The organism is Streptomyces sp. SAS_281, assembly GCF_052542855.1.
The window spans coordinates 1-15,918 of sequence record NZ_JBMNDO010000154.1 but is presented as its reverse complement, the minus strand read 5'-3'; the positions used below and the strand labels follow the sequence as shown (position 1 = coordinate 15,918).

11 protein-coding genes and 4 pseudogenes are annotated in these 15,918 nt (G+C 69.3%); 8 read left to right on the top strand and 7 right to left on the bottom strand.

The annotated features are described in order from the left end of the window. Nucleotides 1–108 precede the first annotated feature (108 nt). A pseudogene (locus ACN6LM_RS34665) lies at nt 109–465 on the top strand (AlbA family DNA-binding domain-containing protein); the annotation flags it as partial. 349 nt (nt 466–814) lie between these two features. Here ACN6LM_RS34665 and ACN6LM_RS34660 read toward each other — a convergent pair. Then, entirely contained in the window at nt 815–1,441 is a 627-nt protein-coding gene (locus ACN6LM_RS34660) for a TetR/AcrR family transcriptional regulator (protein ID WP_445069353.1), read from the bottom strand. 138 nt (nt 1,442–1,579) lie between these two features. Between ACN6LM_RS34660 and ACN6LM_RS34655 the strand changes: the two genes are divergently transcribed. From ACN6LM_RS34655 to ACN6LM_RS34645, 3 genes are all read left to right on the top strand, one after another. Beyond that, on the top strand, nt 1,580–2,626 hold the full coding sequence (locus ACN6LM_RS34655; RefSeq protein WP_445069352.1) for an aldo/keto reductase: 1,047 nt from the start codon (nt 1,580–1,582) through the stop codon (nt 2,624–2,626). Nucleotides 2,627–2,714: 88 nt separating this feature from the next. Next, nucleotides 2,715–3,544, top strand: a protein-coding gene (locus ACN6LM_RS34650; protein WP_445069351.1) for an IS5 family transposase whose coding sequence is annotated in 2 segments (ribosomal slippage) — nt 2,715–3,057 and nt 3,057–3,544 — 831 coding nt in all. Because the reading frame shifts where the segments join, the coding sequence is not laid out codon by codon here. Nucleotides 3,545–4,145: 601 nt separating this feature from the next. Then, nucleotides 4,146–4,571: a hypothetical protein gene (locus ACN6LM_RS34645; protein WP_445069350.1), complete on the top strand. Its 426-nt coding sequence runs from the start codon at nt 4,146–4,148 to the stop codon at nt 4,569–4,571. 61 nt (nt 4,572–4,632) lie between these two features. On the opposite strand, the pseudogene ACN6LM_RS34640 reads toward ACN6LM_RS34645, so the two are convergent. Beyond that, nucleotides 4,633–6,351: pseudogene (locus tag ACN6LM_RS34640) on the bottom strand (helicase associated domain-containing protein); the annotation flags it as partial. Here ACN6LM_RS34640 and ACN6LM_RS34635 point away from each other — a divergent pair. Then, nucleotides 6,287–7,058, top strand: a pseudogene (locus ACN6LM_RS34635) (PP2C family protein-serine/threonine phosphatase). The pseudogenes ACN6LM_RS34640 and ACN6LM_RS34635 overlap by 65 nt on opposite strands. A 205-nt stretch (nt 7,059–7,263) precedes the next feature. On the opposite strand, the gene ACN6LM_RS34630 reads toward ACN6LM_RS34635, so the two are convergent. From ACN6LM_RS34630 to ACN6LM_RS34620, 3 genes are all read right to left on the bottom strand, one after another. Then, the gene (locus ACN6LM_RS34630; protein ID WP_445069349.1) at nt 7,264–7,611 is read right to left on the bottom strand and encodes a hypothetical protein; all 348 of its coding nucleotides are present in this window, start codon (nt 7,609–7,611) and stop codon (nt 7,264–7,266) included. Between the two features lie 469 nt (nt 7,612–8,080). After that, nucleotides 8,081–8,902, bottom strand: a complete 822-nt coding sequence (locus ACN6LM_RS34625; protein ID WP_445069348.1) for an alpha/beta fold hydrolase — start codon at nt 8,900–8,902, stop codon at nt 8,081–8,083. A gap of 109 nt (nt 8,903–9,011) precedes the next feature. Continuing rightward, complete coding sequence (locus tag ACN6LM_RS34620; RefSeq protein WP_445069347.1) at nt 9,012–9,773, bottom strand: SDR family oxidoreductase; 762 nt, start codon at nt 9,771–9,773, stop codon at nt 9,012–9,014. Nucleotides 9,774–9,962: 189 nt separating this feature from the next. Here ACN6LM_RS34620 and ACN6LM_RS34615 point away from each other — a divergent pair, with 189 nt between their 5' ends. Next, a complete protein-coding gene (locus ACN6LM_RS34615; protein ID WP_445069346.1) occupies nt 9,963–10,835 on the top strand; it encodes a helix-turn-helix transcriptional regulator in 873 nt (290 codons plus the stop codon). A 16-nt stretch (nt 10,836–10,851) separates the two neighbouring features. Next, nucleotides 10,852–10,996: pseudogene (locus tag ACN6LM_RS34610) on the top strand (IS3 family transposase); the annotation flags it as partial. Between the two features lie 728 nt (nt 10,997–11,724). Here the strand turns inward: ACN6LM_RS34610 and ACN6LM_RS34605 are convergent. Both ACN6LM_RS34605 and ACN6LM_RS34600 read right to left on the bottom strand, forming a co-directional pair. Then, a complete protein-coding gene (locus ACN6LM_RS34605) occupies nt 11,725–14,430 on the bottom strand; it encodes a Helicase associated domain protein (protein WP_445069345.1) in 2,706 nt (901 codons plus the stop codon). Further along, nucleotides 14,427–14,927 (bottom strand): hypothetical protein, encoded by a 501-nt coding sequence (locus tag ACN6LM_RS34600; RefSeq protein ID WP_445069344.1) that lies wholly within the window; start codon nt 14,925–14,927, stop codon nt 14,427–14,429. Before ACN6LM_RS34600 ends, ACN6LM_RS34605 begins: the two co-directional genes overlap by 4 nt. Nucleotides 14,928–15,287: 360 nt before the next feature. Here ACN6LM_RS34600 and ACN6LM_RS34595 point away from each other — a divergent pair, with 360 nt between their 5' ends. Beyond that, complete coding sequence (locus tag ACN6LM_RS34595) at nt 15,288–15,584, top strand: hypothetical protein (RefSeq protein WP_445069343.1); 297 nt, start codon at nt 15,288–15,290, stop codon at nt 15,582–15,584. Nucleotides 15,585–15,918: the final 334 nt, after the last annotated feature.

Sequence of the window (15,918 nt, the reverse complement as noted above, 5' to 3'; positions counted from 1 at the left end):
CCCCCCCCCCCGGCGCTGTCGGCGGCCTCTACGCTGCCGGTTGAGGCCCGCTCCTGGACACGACGGCACGAGCACCTCGGTGCCGCCCCCGGCCCGCTGGACTTCGACATGGTCCGGCGGGCCGCCGCCGACACCCTTGAGGAGTCGGACGACCTCGACTGGAAGGAACACCTGCCGCAACCGCCCAGGGACGGCCGCTGGAACGAACTGGCCAAGGACGTCGCCGCGATGGCCAACACCCGCGGCGGACTGCTTATCTTCGGCGTGCGGGACAAGACCTGCGACCTCACCGGCATCGACCCCGACCAGGCCAACCCCCCCCAGCAGTACCACCAATGGATCCGCAACCACGTCCAGCCCTACCTGCCCGACATCACCTTCACCACCCTGACCTCACCCGACGGCACAACGAGCGTCCTGGTCTGTGACATCCCCGCCAGCCCGATGGCCCCGCACCACGTCTACGGCACCGCGCAGAGGGACAAGGACCAGCAAGCAGCCGTCGTCCCCTACCGGGACAAGGACCAGACCGGCTGGATGGCCGAACACCAGATAGAACGCGCCTACCGCGACCGCTTCACCCGCACCGAACGCGCCGAGGAAGAAGCAGAACGCCTCCTCGACCAAACCCGCGAGACCGTCTTCACCCTCCAGGCGCAACCCTCCGCGTGGTTCCTGGCCATCGCCCGCCCGGAGCGCCACCTGCCCCGCACCGCACCGCGACTCACCCGCGACGAAGCCAGCACCGTCCTGCACACCGCCCGAACCCGCACCCAGCCCCCGCACCGCTTTGTAGGCCCCCTAGGGCCTGTCTTCAAATTCCCGTCTGCCCCGCGAATCCGGCCGGAGCCCCGACGCCGCGCAGCAGGGTGTCCACGACGCGGGTGGCAAGTGCGTCCGCGTCGCCGCCTTCCGCTCCCTCCTTGGCCGCCTCATGGATGAGGGCGTAGTAGATCCTTCGGGTCCAGTCGAGGTCGATGTCGGAGCGGAGCACACCCGCCTCCTGGGCGCGGCGGAAGAGTCGGATGCAGGTGGCCCGGACTTCGGCGTGGGTTCGGGCCGCCTCGGCATGAGCGTCCTCGACCGCGCGGTTCATAGCGAACGACCAGTCGGTCTTCACGCGGAGAACATTGGCGGTGACCTGGTAGAGGGCGACGAGCGGCGGGGCGGCGTCGGGGCGGGCGGAGTCGACGGCGTCCGCGAACTGGCGGGCGGCCCAGCCAGTGAGTTCGTCCAGGAGCGCCTCGCGGGTGGCGAACCGGCGGTGGACCGTGGTCCGGGCGACGCCGGCGGCCTGGGCGAGCTGCCCCATGGTCGCCGCCGGGTCAGTTGCAAGGACACGCTCGGCCGCTTCCAGGATCGTCTGGACAGTCCGCTCGGTGTCCGCCCTGAGGGGGCGCTGCGCCTGCCGTTCCGTCTGCTGCCTCTTCCGTACTGTCACGCAGAAATGCTACATCCGCATTCCCTCAAGAGAGTTACTTGCAACATCTCTGTTGCGTGTTTTAGGTTCATGGCGTCGGAGAGGTAGCAACTCCGCGCCCCCTCCACGGGGAGCGACGACATCAAGGAGCAGTGAGTGATGCAGCACAGGATCCTGGGCCGCACCGGCATATCGGTCAGCAAGTTCGCGCTGGGCACCCTGCGCCTCGGCGCATGGGGGAACACGGATCACGACGATGCGGCCCGGCTGATCCACACGGCCCTGGACGCCGGGATCAACCTCGTCGACACCGCCGACCAGTACTCGGGAGGCGAGGCCGAGGAAATCGTGGGCAAGGCGATCCGTGATCGCCGCGACGATGTCGTGCTCGCGACCAAGGGACACTTTCCGGTCCGCTTCAAGGACGAGGACCCCAACCGGCGGGGCAACTCCCGCCGTTGGCTCACCAAAGCGGTCGACGACAGTCTGCGCCGCCTGGGCACCGACCGCATCGACCTCTACCAGGTCCACCGCCCGGACCCGAGCACGGACATCGACGAGACGCTCTCGGTCCTGTCCGACCTGGTGCGCGCAGGAAAGATCATGGCTATCGGAACCTCGGACTTCCCTGCCGAACAACTCGTCGAGGCCCAGTGGACCGCCGACCACCGCGGCCACATCCCCTTCCGCACCGAGCAGCCCCCTTACTCCCTCTTTGTGCGCGGCATCGAGGCGGACGTACTACCCACCGCGCAGAAGTACGGGCTCGGCGTACTGACCTGGAGTCCACTCAACAGCGGCTGGCTGACCGGGCGGTTCCGCCGCGGCGAGCCGATCGAGATGAACTACTTCCGGCAGGCGGTCGCCCACAAATTCGACCTCGATCTGCCGGGCAACCAGCGCAAACTCGACGCCGTCGAGCAATTGTCGGCCCTGGCGGACGAGGCGGGAATCCCTCTGACGCACCTGGCGCTCGCCTTCGCGGCGATCCACCCCGGCGTCACCTCTGTGATCCTCGGCGCCCGCACGACCGAGCAGCTCACCGACCAGCTCGCCGCCGCTGAGGTCCGGCTCGAGGACGAGATCCTCGACCGCATCGACGAGATCGTCGCCCCCGGCGTGACACTCAACCCTGCGGACATCGACTACAGGCGACCGGCGCTGACCGACTCCGAGCAGCGCCGCAGGCCGGCCGACCACCGCTGAGGGCGATCCGCCTGCGACGATTTCCTGCGGCACGGAGACAGGCTACGAACCCTCAAATGATCTCGATCGAGTGGTGGATCATGATCGGGTGATATGTCGCCATGAACTGTCGGATGCCGAGTGGGAGTTCGTCCGGCCGCTGCTGCCCGTCTCGCTACGGGGGCGGAAGCGGCTGGATGACCGGAAGGTCCTGAACGGGATCGTGTGGAAGTTCCGGACCGGTACGGCCTGGCGGGACGTGCCGGAGCGGTACGGGCCGTGGACCACACTGCACACCCGGTTCTGTCGCTGGGCCAGGGACGGGACCTTCGAGCGGATGCTCAGCGCCGCGCATGCCCGAGCCGACGCGGCCGGTGACATCGACTGGCTGGTGTCGGTCGACTCCACGGTCGTGCGAGCGCACCAGCACGCGTCCGGGGCTCGAAAAGGGGGCTCTCCAGCCCCTGTCTCGGACGCTCGAGAGGCGGCCTGACCAGCAAGATCCACCTGGCCTGCGACGCGCTCGGCCGCCCGCTCGCCTTCACTCTCACCGGCGGAAACACCAACGACTGCACCCAGTTCACCGCCGTGATGGAAGCGATCCGGGTGCCCCGCCTCGGTCCGGGGCGGCCCCGGGTGCGGCCCGACCACGTGCTGGGCGACAAGGGCTACAGCTCCCGCGCGATACGGACCTGGCTGCGGCACCGCGGCATCGGCCACACCATTCCCGAGCGGGCCGATCAGGTCCGCACCGGGTCCGGCGCGGCCCGGGGCGGACGCCCACCCCGCTTCGACAAGCAGCTCTACAAACAGCGCAATGTCGTGGAACGCTGCTTCAACCGCCTCAAGCAGTGGCGCGGCATCGCGACCCGCTACGACAAGACCGCCGAGTCCTATCAAGCAGCCGTCACGCTCGCCTCGCTCCTGATGTGGGCGTGACATTTGCCGACAACTCCTAGTGCGGCCCGCGCGCAGGGACGGTCCCACCATGGCCGCTCGGTCGCAGTCGCCGAGCGTGTGCGGCCCGCGCGCGCAGGGACGGTCCCCCGACTGCCGCAGAGGCGAGTCCGGACAGGGCATGCGGCCCGCGCGCGCACGGACGGTCCCTTCTCGCCCCACCACCGAGCGGCCTCACTGTCGTGTGGCCCGCGGCTGCGGGACGGAAGTCGGGTGCTTCGCACCGCCAGCACAGGCGATGACCGCGGCCCGGTCGAACTCCGGGCGCGGTTCGGCGCCGGCGACCGGGTCGGGGAAGTCCCCCTTAGGGCTGTGTGGCGGGAGACGGCCTGTAAGCAGGCTGGCTCCGACCTTCGGTGATTGCCGGGGACGTGCTGACGGCCATCTCGCCTGGCCTGGCGGGCCGACGAAGAAGCGGCGCGTACTACAGTCCCGGCACGTGACCGATGCTGCGCACCGCACTGCTGCGGACGACGACGAGCTTCTGGAGAGGCTGCACGCACTCGCGTGGGGCTCGCAGAGGGTGCCCGCCTCTCGTGGATGTCTCCCGGATCAGCCGTTTCCGCCTCTTACGAACACAGAAGTGGACCTTGCTGAACGCAGCCTCGGGTTTCCACTGCCTCGATTGCTCCGCCGCATCTACACAGAGGTTGGCGACGGGGGGTTCGGGCCGGAGGGCGGCATCGCGTCGCTGACGCCGCGCCGTGTTCCGCATTGGCATCTGCCGGACTGGCATTGCGCGACGACCATCCACGCCAAGCGGGCGGGGTGGGGACCGTCGGCTTCGTGGCTCTTCTTGACGGGCGGCGGCTGCACGATGGAGTGGTACGTCTCCCTGATTGCGGTTGATCACCCGGTACTGCTCTGGGACGCCGACGGCTGGGAACCGGACTGGGGTCAGGACCCTCATGACGGCCTGCGGTATGCGGCGCCATCGCTGCGCCAGTGGCTATGGACCTGGGCAGACGGCGGCAACGTCTGGGACGAAGCGCTGGCACAACCCGATTAAGAACGCACTCAGGCCGACCCACTACTCGGCCGAGCAGCGGGCCAGTCCGCGCCGCCTGCCGTTACGCCGCCCATACCATGCCCAGCGCGGCGAGGGCGGCCAGCTGTTTCGGGGTGAGCTTGTCCCTCCTCGCCTTGGTGTTGGAGAGCTATACACCCAGTCGCATCGGCACTGTCTCGTCGTCGACCACGACGTCCACGACCGCTCCGCGTGGGACGGGCCGGTCGGTACCTTCGCGCTCCACCCGCTGGGTGAGGGCTGCCAGGCCCCGCTGGAAGGCGGCTGCGGCCTTGCTTCCCGGCTTCTTCGGCCCCTTGAGCGCGGCGGCCGGCGCCGGACGGAGCTCCGCCGGGGCCGCGGCCGCCACGGGAAGGGCCGCGCCCCGCACGCCCAACGCGGCCAGCCGCTCGCGCTGTTCGGGCATCAGCTGGGCCCAGGTGCCCGCTTCCTGTTGCCGTCGGAGCCATCGCCCGATGTCGTCGCCGTCGAAGCTGACGTCGGGTGCGATGTAGGGCAGGTGGCCGTCGGCGTCGATCAGGTCGGCGAGCACCTTGTAGTGGCGTTGCCAGTTCAGTGGCCAGGGGCAGTTCCAGTCCTCGTCGATCGCGGCGAGCTGCTCGGCGCGCTCGGCCGCGCGCTTGGGGTCCTTGCCCAGGCCGCCCTTGCGGCGGAGGTTGGCGAGGTGCTGCCCGATGGGCACCATTGCCTCGCCCTCGCCCCAGACGGCGTCCTGGCGCGGTGCGAGGTGCCCGGTTGCCCGGCGGTACGAGCGGAGCGCGGCGAGTTTGTTCTCCCACGCTTCCTCGCCGGGCTCCCAGACCATCCCGGCTTCCGGCGCGTCGAGGAGCTCCTTGCGGTGAGGGTCGAGCTCCCCGGCCCTCTGGGATTTTCGTTGTTGGTGCACCCATCGGCCAAGGGGGAACGCCTTCGTCACGCCGACTTCGACCTCGACGTCGTAGGGAACGGCGTGCAGGCCGGTGATCTCGTTCTCCGCCCGCCACCGCAGCAGGGCCTGGTAGCCCTCCAGCCACACCAGGGACTCCGGGCGGTAGACCTGGGTGCGCAGGAACGCGGAGATGGCGGCCGCGTCGCGCGGGCTGGAGAAGTGCAGCAGCGCGGACTCGGCTGCTGCGTCGGCGCCGTCGTGCTCCTGGCCTTCACCGTCGACGTCGCTTGCGCCGCCGCCCCCGACGATCTGCCCGTCCTCGTCGCGCTGGACGTGGATGGTGCGCTGGCCACTCGTGAGTGCGCGGGAGGCCAGCTGCTCGACGAGGCGATCATCGTGCGAGAGCAGGCCCTGGAGTACGGCGACCAGTCCGGCATATGAAGAAGAGGCGACCATGTCGGTCGGATCCTCCTCGGGCTCCAGGAACACCGGGACGATGATCCGGGCGACCTTGGTGGAGCCGTCGCGGTTGAGTCGGAGCGCGCGGCCGATGTTCTGGACGATCTCGACCTGGGAGCCGCGGGTGTCGGCGAAGCAGATCGAGTCGACTCCCCGTGTGCCGGTGATGTCGACCCCCTCTCCGAGGACGCGGCAGCTGGCGAGGAAGGCGCGGTGGACCCGGTGGCCGGTGGCGTCGGTGCCGTTGGCGAACTGCCGCAGCACTTCACGCCGCTCGGTGACGAGTTGGTCGCCGCACAGCCATGCCGACCAGACTCGATCCGGGGGTACGTGGCGGCCGGCCTCCAGCGGAGACGTCCAGGGCAAGGGGCTGAACGCCGTCCACACGGCCGCCACTGTCCTGGCCGCCTTCCGCGAGAGCGCCCCGGTCTCCTCCCGTCTGGAGACGGTCGGTCTGAAGATGTCCTGCGCCCTGGCCCGCAGTGGCACCGAGGACCGGTTCGTCGCCGCGGTCCTCGCCGAAAATGACCGACGACGGCACCTTGACCCTCGTCAACTACGGCCATACCGCACCACTGGTGCTGCCCGCACCCGGCGGAGTGACGGAAGCGGCCCCCGACCACCCCGGCATGCCCCTCGGCCTGGGCATACTGGGCAACATCAGGCCCGGTCGGTACGGCCGCACCCTCGCCCCCGGGGATCGGATGCTCTTCCGCACCGACGGCCTTGACGAGGCTCGCGATACCGCCGGGCGGTTCTACCCCCTGGGCACCCGCACCGGCCTCCTCAGGACCGGCACCCTGGCCACAGGATGGAACAGCTCCGTACCGACGTGCACCGGCACACCGCACCGGCCGCCCGGGCGGACGACTCCGCGCTGCTCCTGCTCGAATACACCGGAGCACCCCGCTTCTCCGCCGACGTGCGGCCCGGGCCGCTACCCGCAGCCGCCCGGCAGGGATGCGAGAAATGCGTCGTCGGACGGGGGCGCAGAAGAATTACGAGCACGACAGGGCCTCCTAGAATTACTCGGTTTGGTTCGCACCTCCGAGCTACCAAGGGGCCCTGCCTTCATGCGCCTACCACCGAAAGATCATCCCAGCGGGAAACCCGTTCGACTCGCACGTTCCATCATTGTTTGAGATACGGCTTCTTAAGACTGTTGTGCTGTCCTCCAAGGCGGTAGTGCACGGCAACAGCCGTGGCAGCTCGCAGTCCCGTGCCGGCTACCCGTACAGGCCGCCCCTACCGCGTGGCGGTGTCTCCGTCAGGCGGAATAACCTCGATCGCGCTGGCGGGCGGCTGGGGGACAACGGTGGCCTGCCACCTGCCGTTCCGCGGGTCGTATCACACGTACACCCAGCTGGCTTGTGCCCGTTCCGGCAGGCGGACCTCGGCGAGGCCAGCCGCTTCAGTGGTGGTGAGGCTGGCGGGGAGCTGGATGACGATCGCGCGCTGCGGGTCGGCGAGAGTGAGCGGCTCGCCCGGCACGTGCTCGGCGAGCTCGCCGGAGCGGCGTGCCAGGAGGTCTTTGACCTTGCCGTGGACGTCCTCGCCGAGCTTGGTGGCGATGGCCTGGACGAACGGCGCGAGTACCGAGCCAGTCACTGCGGCCAGCAGCAGTTCCCCGTACAGCCGGTCACCGCCTGATCCGGGTTGCGGGACAACGGCCTCAGCGGTTTCGGCTTCTTCCATGTGTCCTGCCCTCGGCATCGGTGACCGTGTGGGTGGCGGGCTGTCCGCAGACGTTGCCGAGCCGGCCGATCGTAGTCTGGGGTGCCGCCCGCGGCACCCACATGGGCCCCCGCCGGGAGGCGACGGCCGCATGGAGTAGACCACACCCCGTGGCGCGTAACCGACGGCACAGCCACAGAAACAGCACGCCCGTTCTACGACAACCTGCCCCCCAACCTGGACGCGGAGCAGGCGGCCGCCGGCTCGACGGAGCCGTGTTCACCACGCTGCCCGGCCTCGGCAGTGCGGGAGCGGCGCCGCCCGCAGCAGCTCCACCCTGGACAGTGACGTCGACCCTCATGACTGGCTGGAGCCCACTGTCCAACGGACGGACGACATCGACAACGCGATCGAGTCCTGCACTCTCGAGGAGGAGAAGGTGTACTGTCCTCGCGGTGTCCGTGGGCCACCCGATCAGCGGTCACACAGCTCAAGCCGGGGCGAACTCAGCTGTCAGGCAGGCCAGCAGCCGCGCGGGGGCATCCTCCTGCAGGAGATGGCCGGCGCTCTGGATCCAGTGCAGCTCCGCCTGTGGAACCCGTTCGTGCAGCCACGCGGCGTACTGCGGGGGGAGGATGCGGTCCTCGCGGCCCCAGACGATCCGCACCGGAATCGAGATGCTGTTCAGCAACTGCTCGTACACGGCCGTGTCCGCCTGCCTGATCTGGCTGTACTGACGGTAGAACGCCGCCTGCCCCTCCTCCCCCCGCCACGGTGCGAGAAAGGCGTCGAGAATCCCCGGCCGGAACCCGATGTGCGTGGCGTGACGCAGGTGGGCGGCGACCAACGCTTCGTGCGCGTAGCCCGGAAGCTGATTGAAGACCTCCTTGTGCTCCAGGAAGAGCCGGAAGAGCCCTCGCTCCCAGGGGCCTCCGCTCACCGCGTCGAAGAGGGTCAGGTCCCGGTAGCTCCTCCTCTCCAGCAGCAGGGTCCGTAGCGCCACCGCCCCGCCGATGTCATGAGCCACCACGCTGGGGCGCGACAGCCCCCAGTGGTCGAGGAGCCGGGCGAAGTTCTCCGAATGGGCCGCCAGGCTCAGGTCCTGGCCCTCGCGCTGCTCGGACTGGCCGAAGCCGAGATGGTCGAAGAAGAAGACCTTGCGGGTACGGGCAAGCGCGGGAGCGATGTCTCGCCACAGAAGGGAGGAGTACGGCGTACCGTGCACCAGTACGAGTGGCTCGCCGCTGCCCAAGGCCCCCCACCGGACCACTCCTCCGGGTGTCTCGAATCCCTCGTCCAGTGACCAGTCCATCGCTGCTCTCCTCTCCTGCCTCATGAGAACCACCTTCCACGCGGAGCATGCCTCGATGCCTCAGTAGCGGCAATGAGTGAGGAGGCCGTCGATCGGGAGGGGAGGGGTGTCAGCCTTGGCGGCTTGGGAGCATGGCCAGAGCTCGGGATCGCTGTGCGACGAGCTCGTCGTAGGTGCCGTCGCGCTCGGCCCAGCGGTGCACGAGGACGCCCTTCACGAGGATTTCGTGGGGGGTGGGGTCCTGCGAGAGCAGGTGCATGACCTCGGTGGCGAAGTCGTTGAGCGGCAGCGCGTGCGGGTTCACCTTTTCCTGTCCTGCCGTGGCGACGGCCGGGGGGACGAGCTCGACGACGCCAACACCGGTGCCGTCGAGTTGCGCGCGCAGTGCCTCGGAGTAGGCGTGCACCGCGGCCTTCGAGGCGGCGTAGCTGGGCATGGGCGGGAACGGCAGGAAAGCGATGCCGGAGGTGACGGTCATGAAGGTGCCGGTACCCCGCCGGACCAGGTGGGGGGTGAAGGCGTCGACGACTCGGATCGTGCCGAGCAGGTTGGTGTCGATCGTCGTCGCTGCCGCCTCGAAGTGCGCGGGGTCGCGCAGGTCCTCCAGCAGCATGACTCCCGACATGGTCACCACGGTGTCCAGCTCGGGGTACCGGGCGAGCGCGGCGTCACGGGCAGCTGCGACGGAAGCACTGTCGGTGACGTCGATGCTGATCGTGCCGAATTCTTCTCCGGCAAGTTCCGAGAGTGCCTTGGGGCTGCGACCGCCAACGGCCACGGTGCTGCCTGCCGCAGCGAACCGCCGGGCCAGCTCTCGCCCGATACCCGAGGTTCCGCCGACGATGAGAACGGTGCGGTTGGAGAGATCCACGAGGTCTTCCCTTCAGTCCAGGGCGCCGCCGGCGTTCAGGCCCGCGGCGCAGGCCGTGCGGCTCTCTGTCTCGTCCAGAACAGTGCTATCGCAGTCTTGACGGCATTCGCCGGGTGTGGCAGGGCCCCCGTCTTCCCTGGTCCTGCCAGGGCCCCCTCTGGGACACGCGCACCGCGTTACGGTGTCGGTATGAAGAAAGAGGAATCCGGCAACCGGCTCGGCAGCTACCTTCGTGCCAGGCGTGAGCTGGTCTCCCCGGCGCAGGCAGGACTCCCGCCCGGGGGCAACCGCCGCGTGCCCGGCCTGCGCCGTGAGGAAGTCGCCCTGCTCGCCGGAATCAGTCCCGACTACTACCTTCGCCTGGAACGGGGCCGTGACAAGAACCCCTCATCACAGGTCCTTGAATCACTCGCGCGGGTCCTGCAGCTCGACGGCATCGAGCGGACGTATCTGCTCGGCCTCGCGGCGGCACGCCCCAGGGCGCCGCGGCGCAAGCGGCCCGAGCACGTACCGGCGCGCGTACGCGAACTGCTCGCCCACCTTCATATCCCCGCGTTCGTCGAAGGGCGCGCGTTCGATGTCCTGGCCTCCAACCCCATGGCGGTCGCGCTCTCCCCCCGCCTGCAGCCCGGCCAGAATCGGCTTCGTTCTCTCCTCCTTGATCCTGAGGAACAAGCCTTCCACCAGGACTGGACGAAAGCCACCGCCGATTTCATCGCCGCCCTTCGCACCACCATCGGGGACGACACCGACAACCCCCGGTTCACCGAACTCGTCGGAGAACTCGCACTGTCCAGTCAGCGGTTCCGTACCCTGTGGGCCCGCCACGACGTCCGCAGTCTCGAGGGAGGCACGACCACCGTCCACCACCCCGTTGTCGGTGAACTACGGCTCCACCGCGACAAACTCGCCATCGGTGACGTCATCCTCGTCGTCTACTACCCCGACAAGGACAGCGACAGCGACGAGAAACTGCAGCTCCTTGCCGTACTCTCGCACACCGAGTCCGTCGGTACTGCACACGACAGACCGGCGGACGCCCCGCGCCCGAAGACACGCTGACGACTACCGTGTCTGCGGGGCCAGGAAGGTCTGGCGTGAGCTGCACCGCCAAGGCCACATCGTGGCCCGGTGCACGGTCGAACGCCCCATGCGCGAGCTCGGCGTCACCGGTGCCCGTCCGCGGAAAGAAGATCATCACCACGATCCCGGACAGTTCAGCCTGGTCGGCGTCCGCGTCCAGGAGCCACCTGCCGTGCCGGATGCACACCCGGGATCAGAGCGGCATGTACCGAACTACCGGTAGGTCTGCCCCCCGTGCGCCGCCCCGTGCACAGACGGCAGCCGTACGCCACCGGTCCGGCGGCCGCACCTCCGATCCGCCACACCGCCGCCGGAGCCCCGTCCTGTTCGGCGGGCAGCCTGGCATCCTCCAGCTCCCAGGACGGCAATCCCCGTGCCAGCACGTGTTCGTCGACGCCGCACAGCTGGGCCAGCAGCCGCCTGCCCCCGGCGTTCAGCAGCACTTCGGCATCGGCCCGAGGAGCCCCGCCCTCATGTCTGGGCTGCTGGCTGCGCCACTTCCAGCCGGGCCGCAGCGACGCTGTCTCCAGCCCGTAGGAGGCGGCGACACGGCCGATCAATGAGGCCGTGGTCTCCTGCGCCAGGGAAGCAGTACGAAGAATTCCAGCAGGAGAGGGACGACCTTCTGGGATGCCAGGAACACGGATCATGTCGGGCCTCGGGCTTTCCTGTTGGCATATGCGTTGCGTGCGGACTGCAGCAACGGGCAGCGCCCGCCCTCCCTGCGGCCGGTCGAGGACGCAGGATCGGCTGGTGAGCACCCGCAACCACCAAGATCGTTCTTGCGCAATTGTGCAAGTGGGCTGGGCCCCGGGTTTTGGCGCTGGACGACTGTTCCGCGTGGAGGTACATACGGCATGCCGGTCTTCTACCGTGCCCAGGCCATGCCGAGGTCGGAGAGTGCGGCGAGCTGTCCGGCATCCAGCCGGTCGCGTCGGGCGCGGGTGTTGGAGAGCCATACGCCGAGCCGGATGGGTACCGGCTCCTTCTGTCCGTCGACGGTGATCTCGACGACGGCTCCGCGGGGGACGGGCCGCTGTCCTTCCTGCTCCCTCCACTGGGCCAGGGCGGTGAGGCCGCGCTGGAACGCCTGCTGCGCTTTGCTTCCCGCCTTCCTTGGCCCTGGCCCCTTTGTTGTGCGGGGTGCCGTCGGGTCGGGAGACGGGGCCTCGGGGCCCTTAATGCCGAGCTTGGTGAGCCGGTCGCGTTGTTCGGGCGTCAGCTGCGCCCAGGTGGCCGGCTGCTTCTGCTGCTGGAGCCACCGCCCGATGTCGTCCCCCTCGAAGATGACGCCCGGGGCGACGTGGGGCAGGTGCCCGTCGGCGTCGACGAGGTCGGCGAGGACCCGGTAGTGCCGCTGCCAGTCCAGCGGCCAAGGGCAGTTCCAGTCCTTGTCGATCGCGGCGAGCTGCGCCGCCCGCTTCGCGGCCCGGTCGGGGTCCTTGCCGAGCCCGTTTTTCGTGCCCTTGCGGCGGAGGTTGGCCATGATCTGGCCGATGGCCACGGCCCCGGAGCCGGCCGGGTCGTCCCAGAGGGCATCCTGCCGGGGTGCGAGGTGTCCGGTGGCGAGCCGGTAGGAGCGGAGCGCGGCGAGCTTGGCCTCCCAGGCTTCCTCGCCGGGTTCCCAGACCATCCCGGCTTCCGGTGCGTCGAGGAGTTCCTCGCGGTGAGGGTCGAGTTCCCCGGCCCTCTGGGATTTTCGCTGTTGGTGCACCCAGCGGCCAAGGGGGAACGACTTCGTCACGCCGACTTCCACCTCGACGTCGTAGGGCACGGCGTGGACGCCGGTGATCTCGTTCTCCTTCCGCCAGCGGATCAGGGCTTGGTAGCCCTCCAGCCACACCAGGGATTCCGGGCGGTAGACGCGGGTGCGCAGGAACGCGGAGATGGTGGCTGCGTCTCGGGGGCTGGAGAAGTGCAGCAGCGCTGACTCGGCTGCCGCGTCAGTGCTGCCGCCGTCGTGCTCCGGGCCCTCGTCGTCGACGTCGCTCTCGCCCCCGGCGCCGACGATCTGCCCGTCCTCGTCGCGCCGGACGTGGACCTTGCGCTTGCCGCTGGTGAGCGCTCTGGAGGCGAGCTGCTCGACCAGACGTTCGTCATGCGAGCGCAGGCCCTGGAGCACGGCAACCAAGGGGCGGAAGCTGGCAGAGGCGACCATGTCGGTGGGGTCCTCGCCGGGCTCCAGGAAGATCGGGACGATGATTCTGGCGACCTTGGTGGAGCCGTCGCGGTTCAACCTGAGCGCTCGGCCGATGTTCTGCACGATCTCGACCTGGGAGCCGCGGGTGTCGGCGAAGCAGATCGAGTCGACGCCGCGCTCGCCGGTGATGTCGACGCCTTCGCCGAGGACGCGGCAGCTGGCGAGGAAGGCGCGGTGGACCCGGTGGCCGGTGGCGTCGATGCCGTTGGCGAACTGCCGCAGGACCTCGCGCCGCTCGGTGACGAGGTGGTCGCCGCATAGCCATGCCGACCAGACCCGGTCCGGGGGGACGTGGCGGCCGGCCTCCAACTCGTAGAACTCCGCGTCGATCGACGACGGCGGCAGGGCTTCCGCGGCGGCCAGGTCCGCGTCCGAGGCGTCGTTCATGTACAGCTCGGCTGCGGTCTGCGGGAGCTTGTCCGCGAACGCTTTGGCTTCTTCGACCTTCTGGTGGAAGGTCATGACGGTGCGCAGGTTGTGTGCGGCGGCGTGCTCCAGGAGCGCGGTCTGCAACAAGGCGAGGCGCCGGCCGCGCCGCGCTTCTTCCGTCTCGCCGACGGCGGGGGAGGGGTCGCGGATTTCCAGGACGTCGATCTCGAACCCGGCAAGGATTTCGCGCTCGATGGCCTCCGACAGTCCGAGCTCGGCGAGCCAGGCGCCGTAGGTGCCCTCCGGGTCGTCCGACATCGTCGCGATCTCCACCTCCTGACCGTCCGCGCCCTTCCTCGGCCGGGGCGCGGCGAGGATGCGCGGGGTCGCGGTGAGGTAGAGCCGGAAGTCCGCCGGGATCCGGGTGTTGTCGTGGATCGCCGCCCACGGACGGCCCAGATCCCCCGCGGTTGAGTGGGCCTCGTCCACGATCGCGAGCGAGAAACCATCCATGCGCTGCCCGTACAGGCGCTCCCCGCCTGCCAGGGCAGCCTCCAGCGGTCCGCGGACCTTGCGCCGGCCCACGGGCGCGTCGATGTCCTCGCGGTCCACGAGGGAGGCGTACGTGGCGAACACGACCACGGGGCCGCGCCCGGCCCACAGGGCCAGCTGAACCGGGTTCGTCGTCGTCCGCACCCCGAGCGCGCCCAGCACCGGGTCGTTCTCCAGCGAGCACACCGCGACCATCGGCGCCCGGTGACCCACCGCCCGCCACGCCTGGGCGGTCTGCGCGAGCAGGTCCAGGGTCGGCACGGTCACGAGAATCCTTCCGCCCGCGAACGACTCCAGCGCGCACGCGGCGGCCGTGATCGTCTTGCCCGACCCGGTCGCGGACACCAGTGTGCCCCGCGCCCCCTCGGCGGGAACTGACGATCTTGCAAAGAATTGGACCCATTCTCGGATAGCTGTTTTCTGGGTCACCTGATGTTCCCGGAGACTGATCACAGCATCCGATCCTTTCCCTTTCCGAGAGAAATCAGTTTTGCCCACCACGAGCTCACGGACGCACCGGCCCCGCCAGAGCCAGAGCCAGAGGCGGCGGTGGGGATGGGGTACCTGTCGAGGCCGCCGCGTGCGGGCAGTGCCTCTTCGAAGTCGCAGGCGGCCACGGCTTTGAAGCCACCGCGCCACAGTGCTTCGAGTACGGCAGTGACGGCCTGCACCACTTCCTCGGCCGGCGCTCCCTCGGGGGCCTGGCATTCCAGCACGGTCGGCCACTCAAGGAAGTCGAAAGGATGGGCACGCCGACCTGTGACGTAGTCGTTGGGTCCCCCTGTCACGCATACCGGGCCGACGGTCATTGCAGCACCGGCGCCCTCCAGCGCGAGGGCATCCCGGAGCCGGCTCACCACCCGTGTGACGGCCACGGCGTTCACGTAGATCGAGGCATCACTGTAGGGGGAGTCCAGGGCGGCGGGTGAAGGCCCGTGATCACCTGGCATGTGTACTCCCCGGGGTGAGAGCGAGGAAGCGTTGGAGGCGCCGCGTGGCCGGCTTGTGCCCGTAGTGCTCGGCCATCTGTAGCGGAGTCTGCCCCCTGGCCGACGGCGGACGCGGGTCGGTCGGCTCCACATCAAGAAAGGGGTTCGCCCTCGACACATCGGAACCCACCGCGCCCTTTTCGCTCCATCGGCCTTACCGGTGAGGGCAACCGTTCCCCGCTACCGGATACCCCTGCTTTACACCAATGCTACATGCTGCATCATTTTATGATGCAGACGCGTGCACCCACTCGACAGGACCTCGCCCAAGCCCCCGCCCAGCCCTGATCGACAGCACGCATCGGGGGTACACGGTGCCGCATGGCACCGAAGACTGAACGTATCCAGTTCCTGCGGAACGCACGGCAACTGCGCCGCGTCCGCTCCTTCTACGGTGCAGCCGTCCCGCTCTGGACGGTATCCGCCCTCTGGACCGGCTGGCAGGCCCCGGGAAGCCGTCAGATGTGGGTGTCCGTCCTTCTCCTGGCCGTCTTCACCGCACTGCTCGCCACAGCGACCCTCGCCCAACGGCGCCTGCCCATTCCCGCCACCGGCCGGCCCGCACACCACGCGGCCCCGCACAAGCTGCCAGGCACCCACCGCCACGCCCACGCCTGAGAACCCATCACAGGAGTCCCCACAACGCCCTTCCCCATAGCCAGCCGCCCGCGAAGCGGGCTTCGGGCCCGGGAGCGAAGCGGACGAGCCGGGGTGGAGCGAAGCGGAACCCCTGACAGGCCGCCACGAAGTGGCGGCCTGTCAGGGCATCGCGAAGCGATGCCCATTCACTGCGTTCACGCAGCGAAGCGGAGAGAACGCCCCACGCGAAGCGTGGGCCGGGGAGCGAAGCGAGCCGCCCCACAGCCCCTGGAGCGAAGCGGAAGGGGCGCGCCAAGCGAAGCGCGGCGCTTCGCTTGCTCATCGCGCAGCGATGAGGTACCCGCTCCGCGGG

Excerpts from the sequence above, each read along its gene's own strand:
- ACN6LM_RS34655 (WP_445069352.1), top strand. The coding sequence starts at position 1,580 with ATGCAGCACAGGATCCTGGGCCGCACCGGCATATCGGTCAGCAAGTTC.
- ACN6LM_RS34630 (WP_445069349.1), bottom strand. The coding sequence starts at position 7,611 with ATGGAAGAAGCCGAAACCGCTGAGGCCGTTGTCCCGCAACCCGGATCA.
- ACN6LM_RS34625 (WP_445069348.1), bottom strand. The coding sequence starts at position 8,902 with ATGGACTGGTCACTGGACGAGGGATTCGAGACACCCGGAGGAGTGGTC.
- ACN6LM_RS34615 (WP_445069346.1), top strand. The coding sequence starts at position 9,963 with ATGAAGAAAGAGGAATCCGGCAACCGGCTCGGCAGCTACCTTCGTGCC.
- ACN6LM_RS34600 (WP_445069344.1), bottom strand. The coding sequence starts at position 14,927 with ATGCCAGGTGATCACGGGCCTTCACCCGCCGCCCTGGACTCCCCCTAC.
- ACN6LM_RS34595 (WP_445069343.1), top strand. The coding sequence starts at position 15,288 with ATGGCACCGAAGACTGAACGTATCCAGTTCCTGCGGAACGCACGGCAA.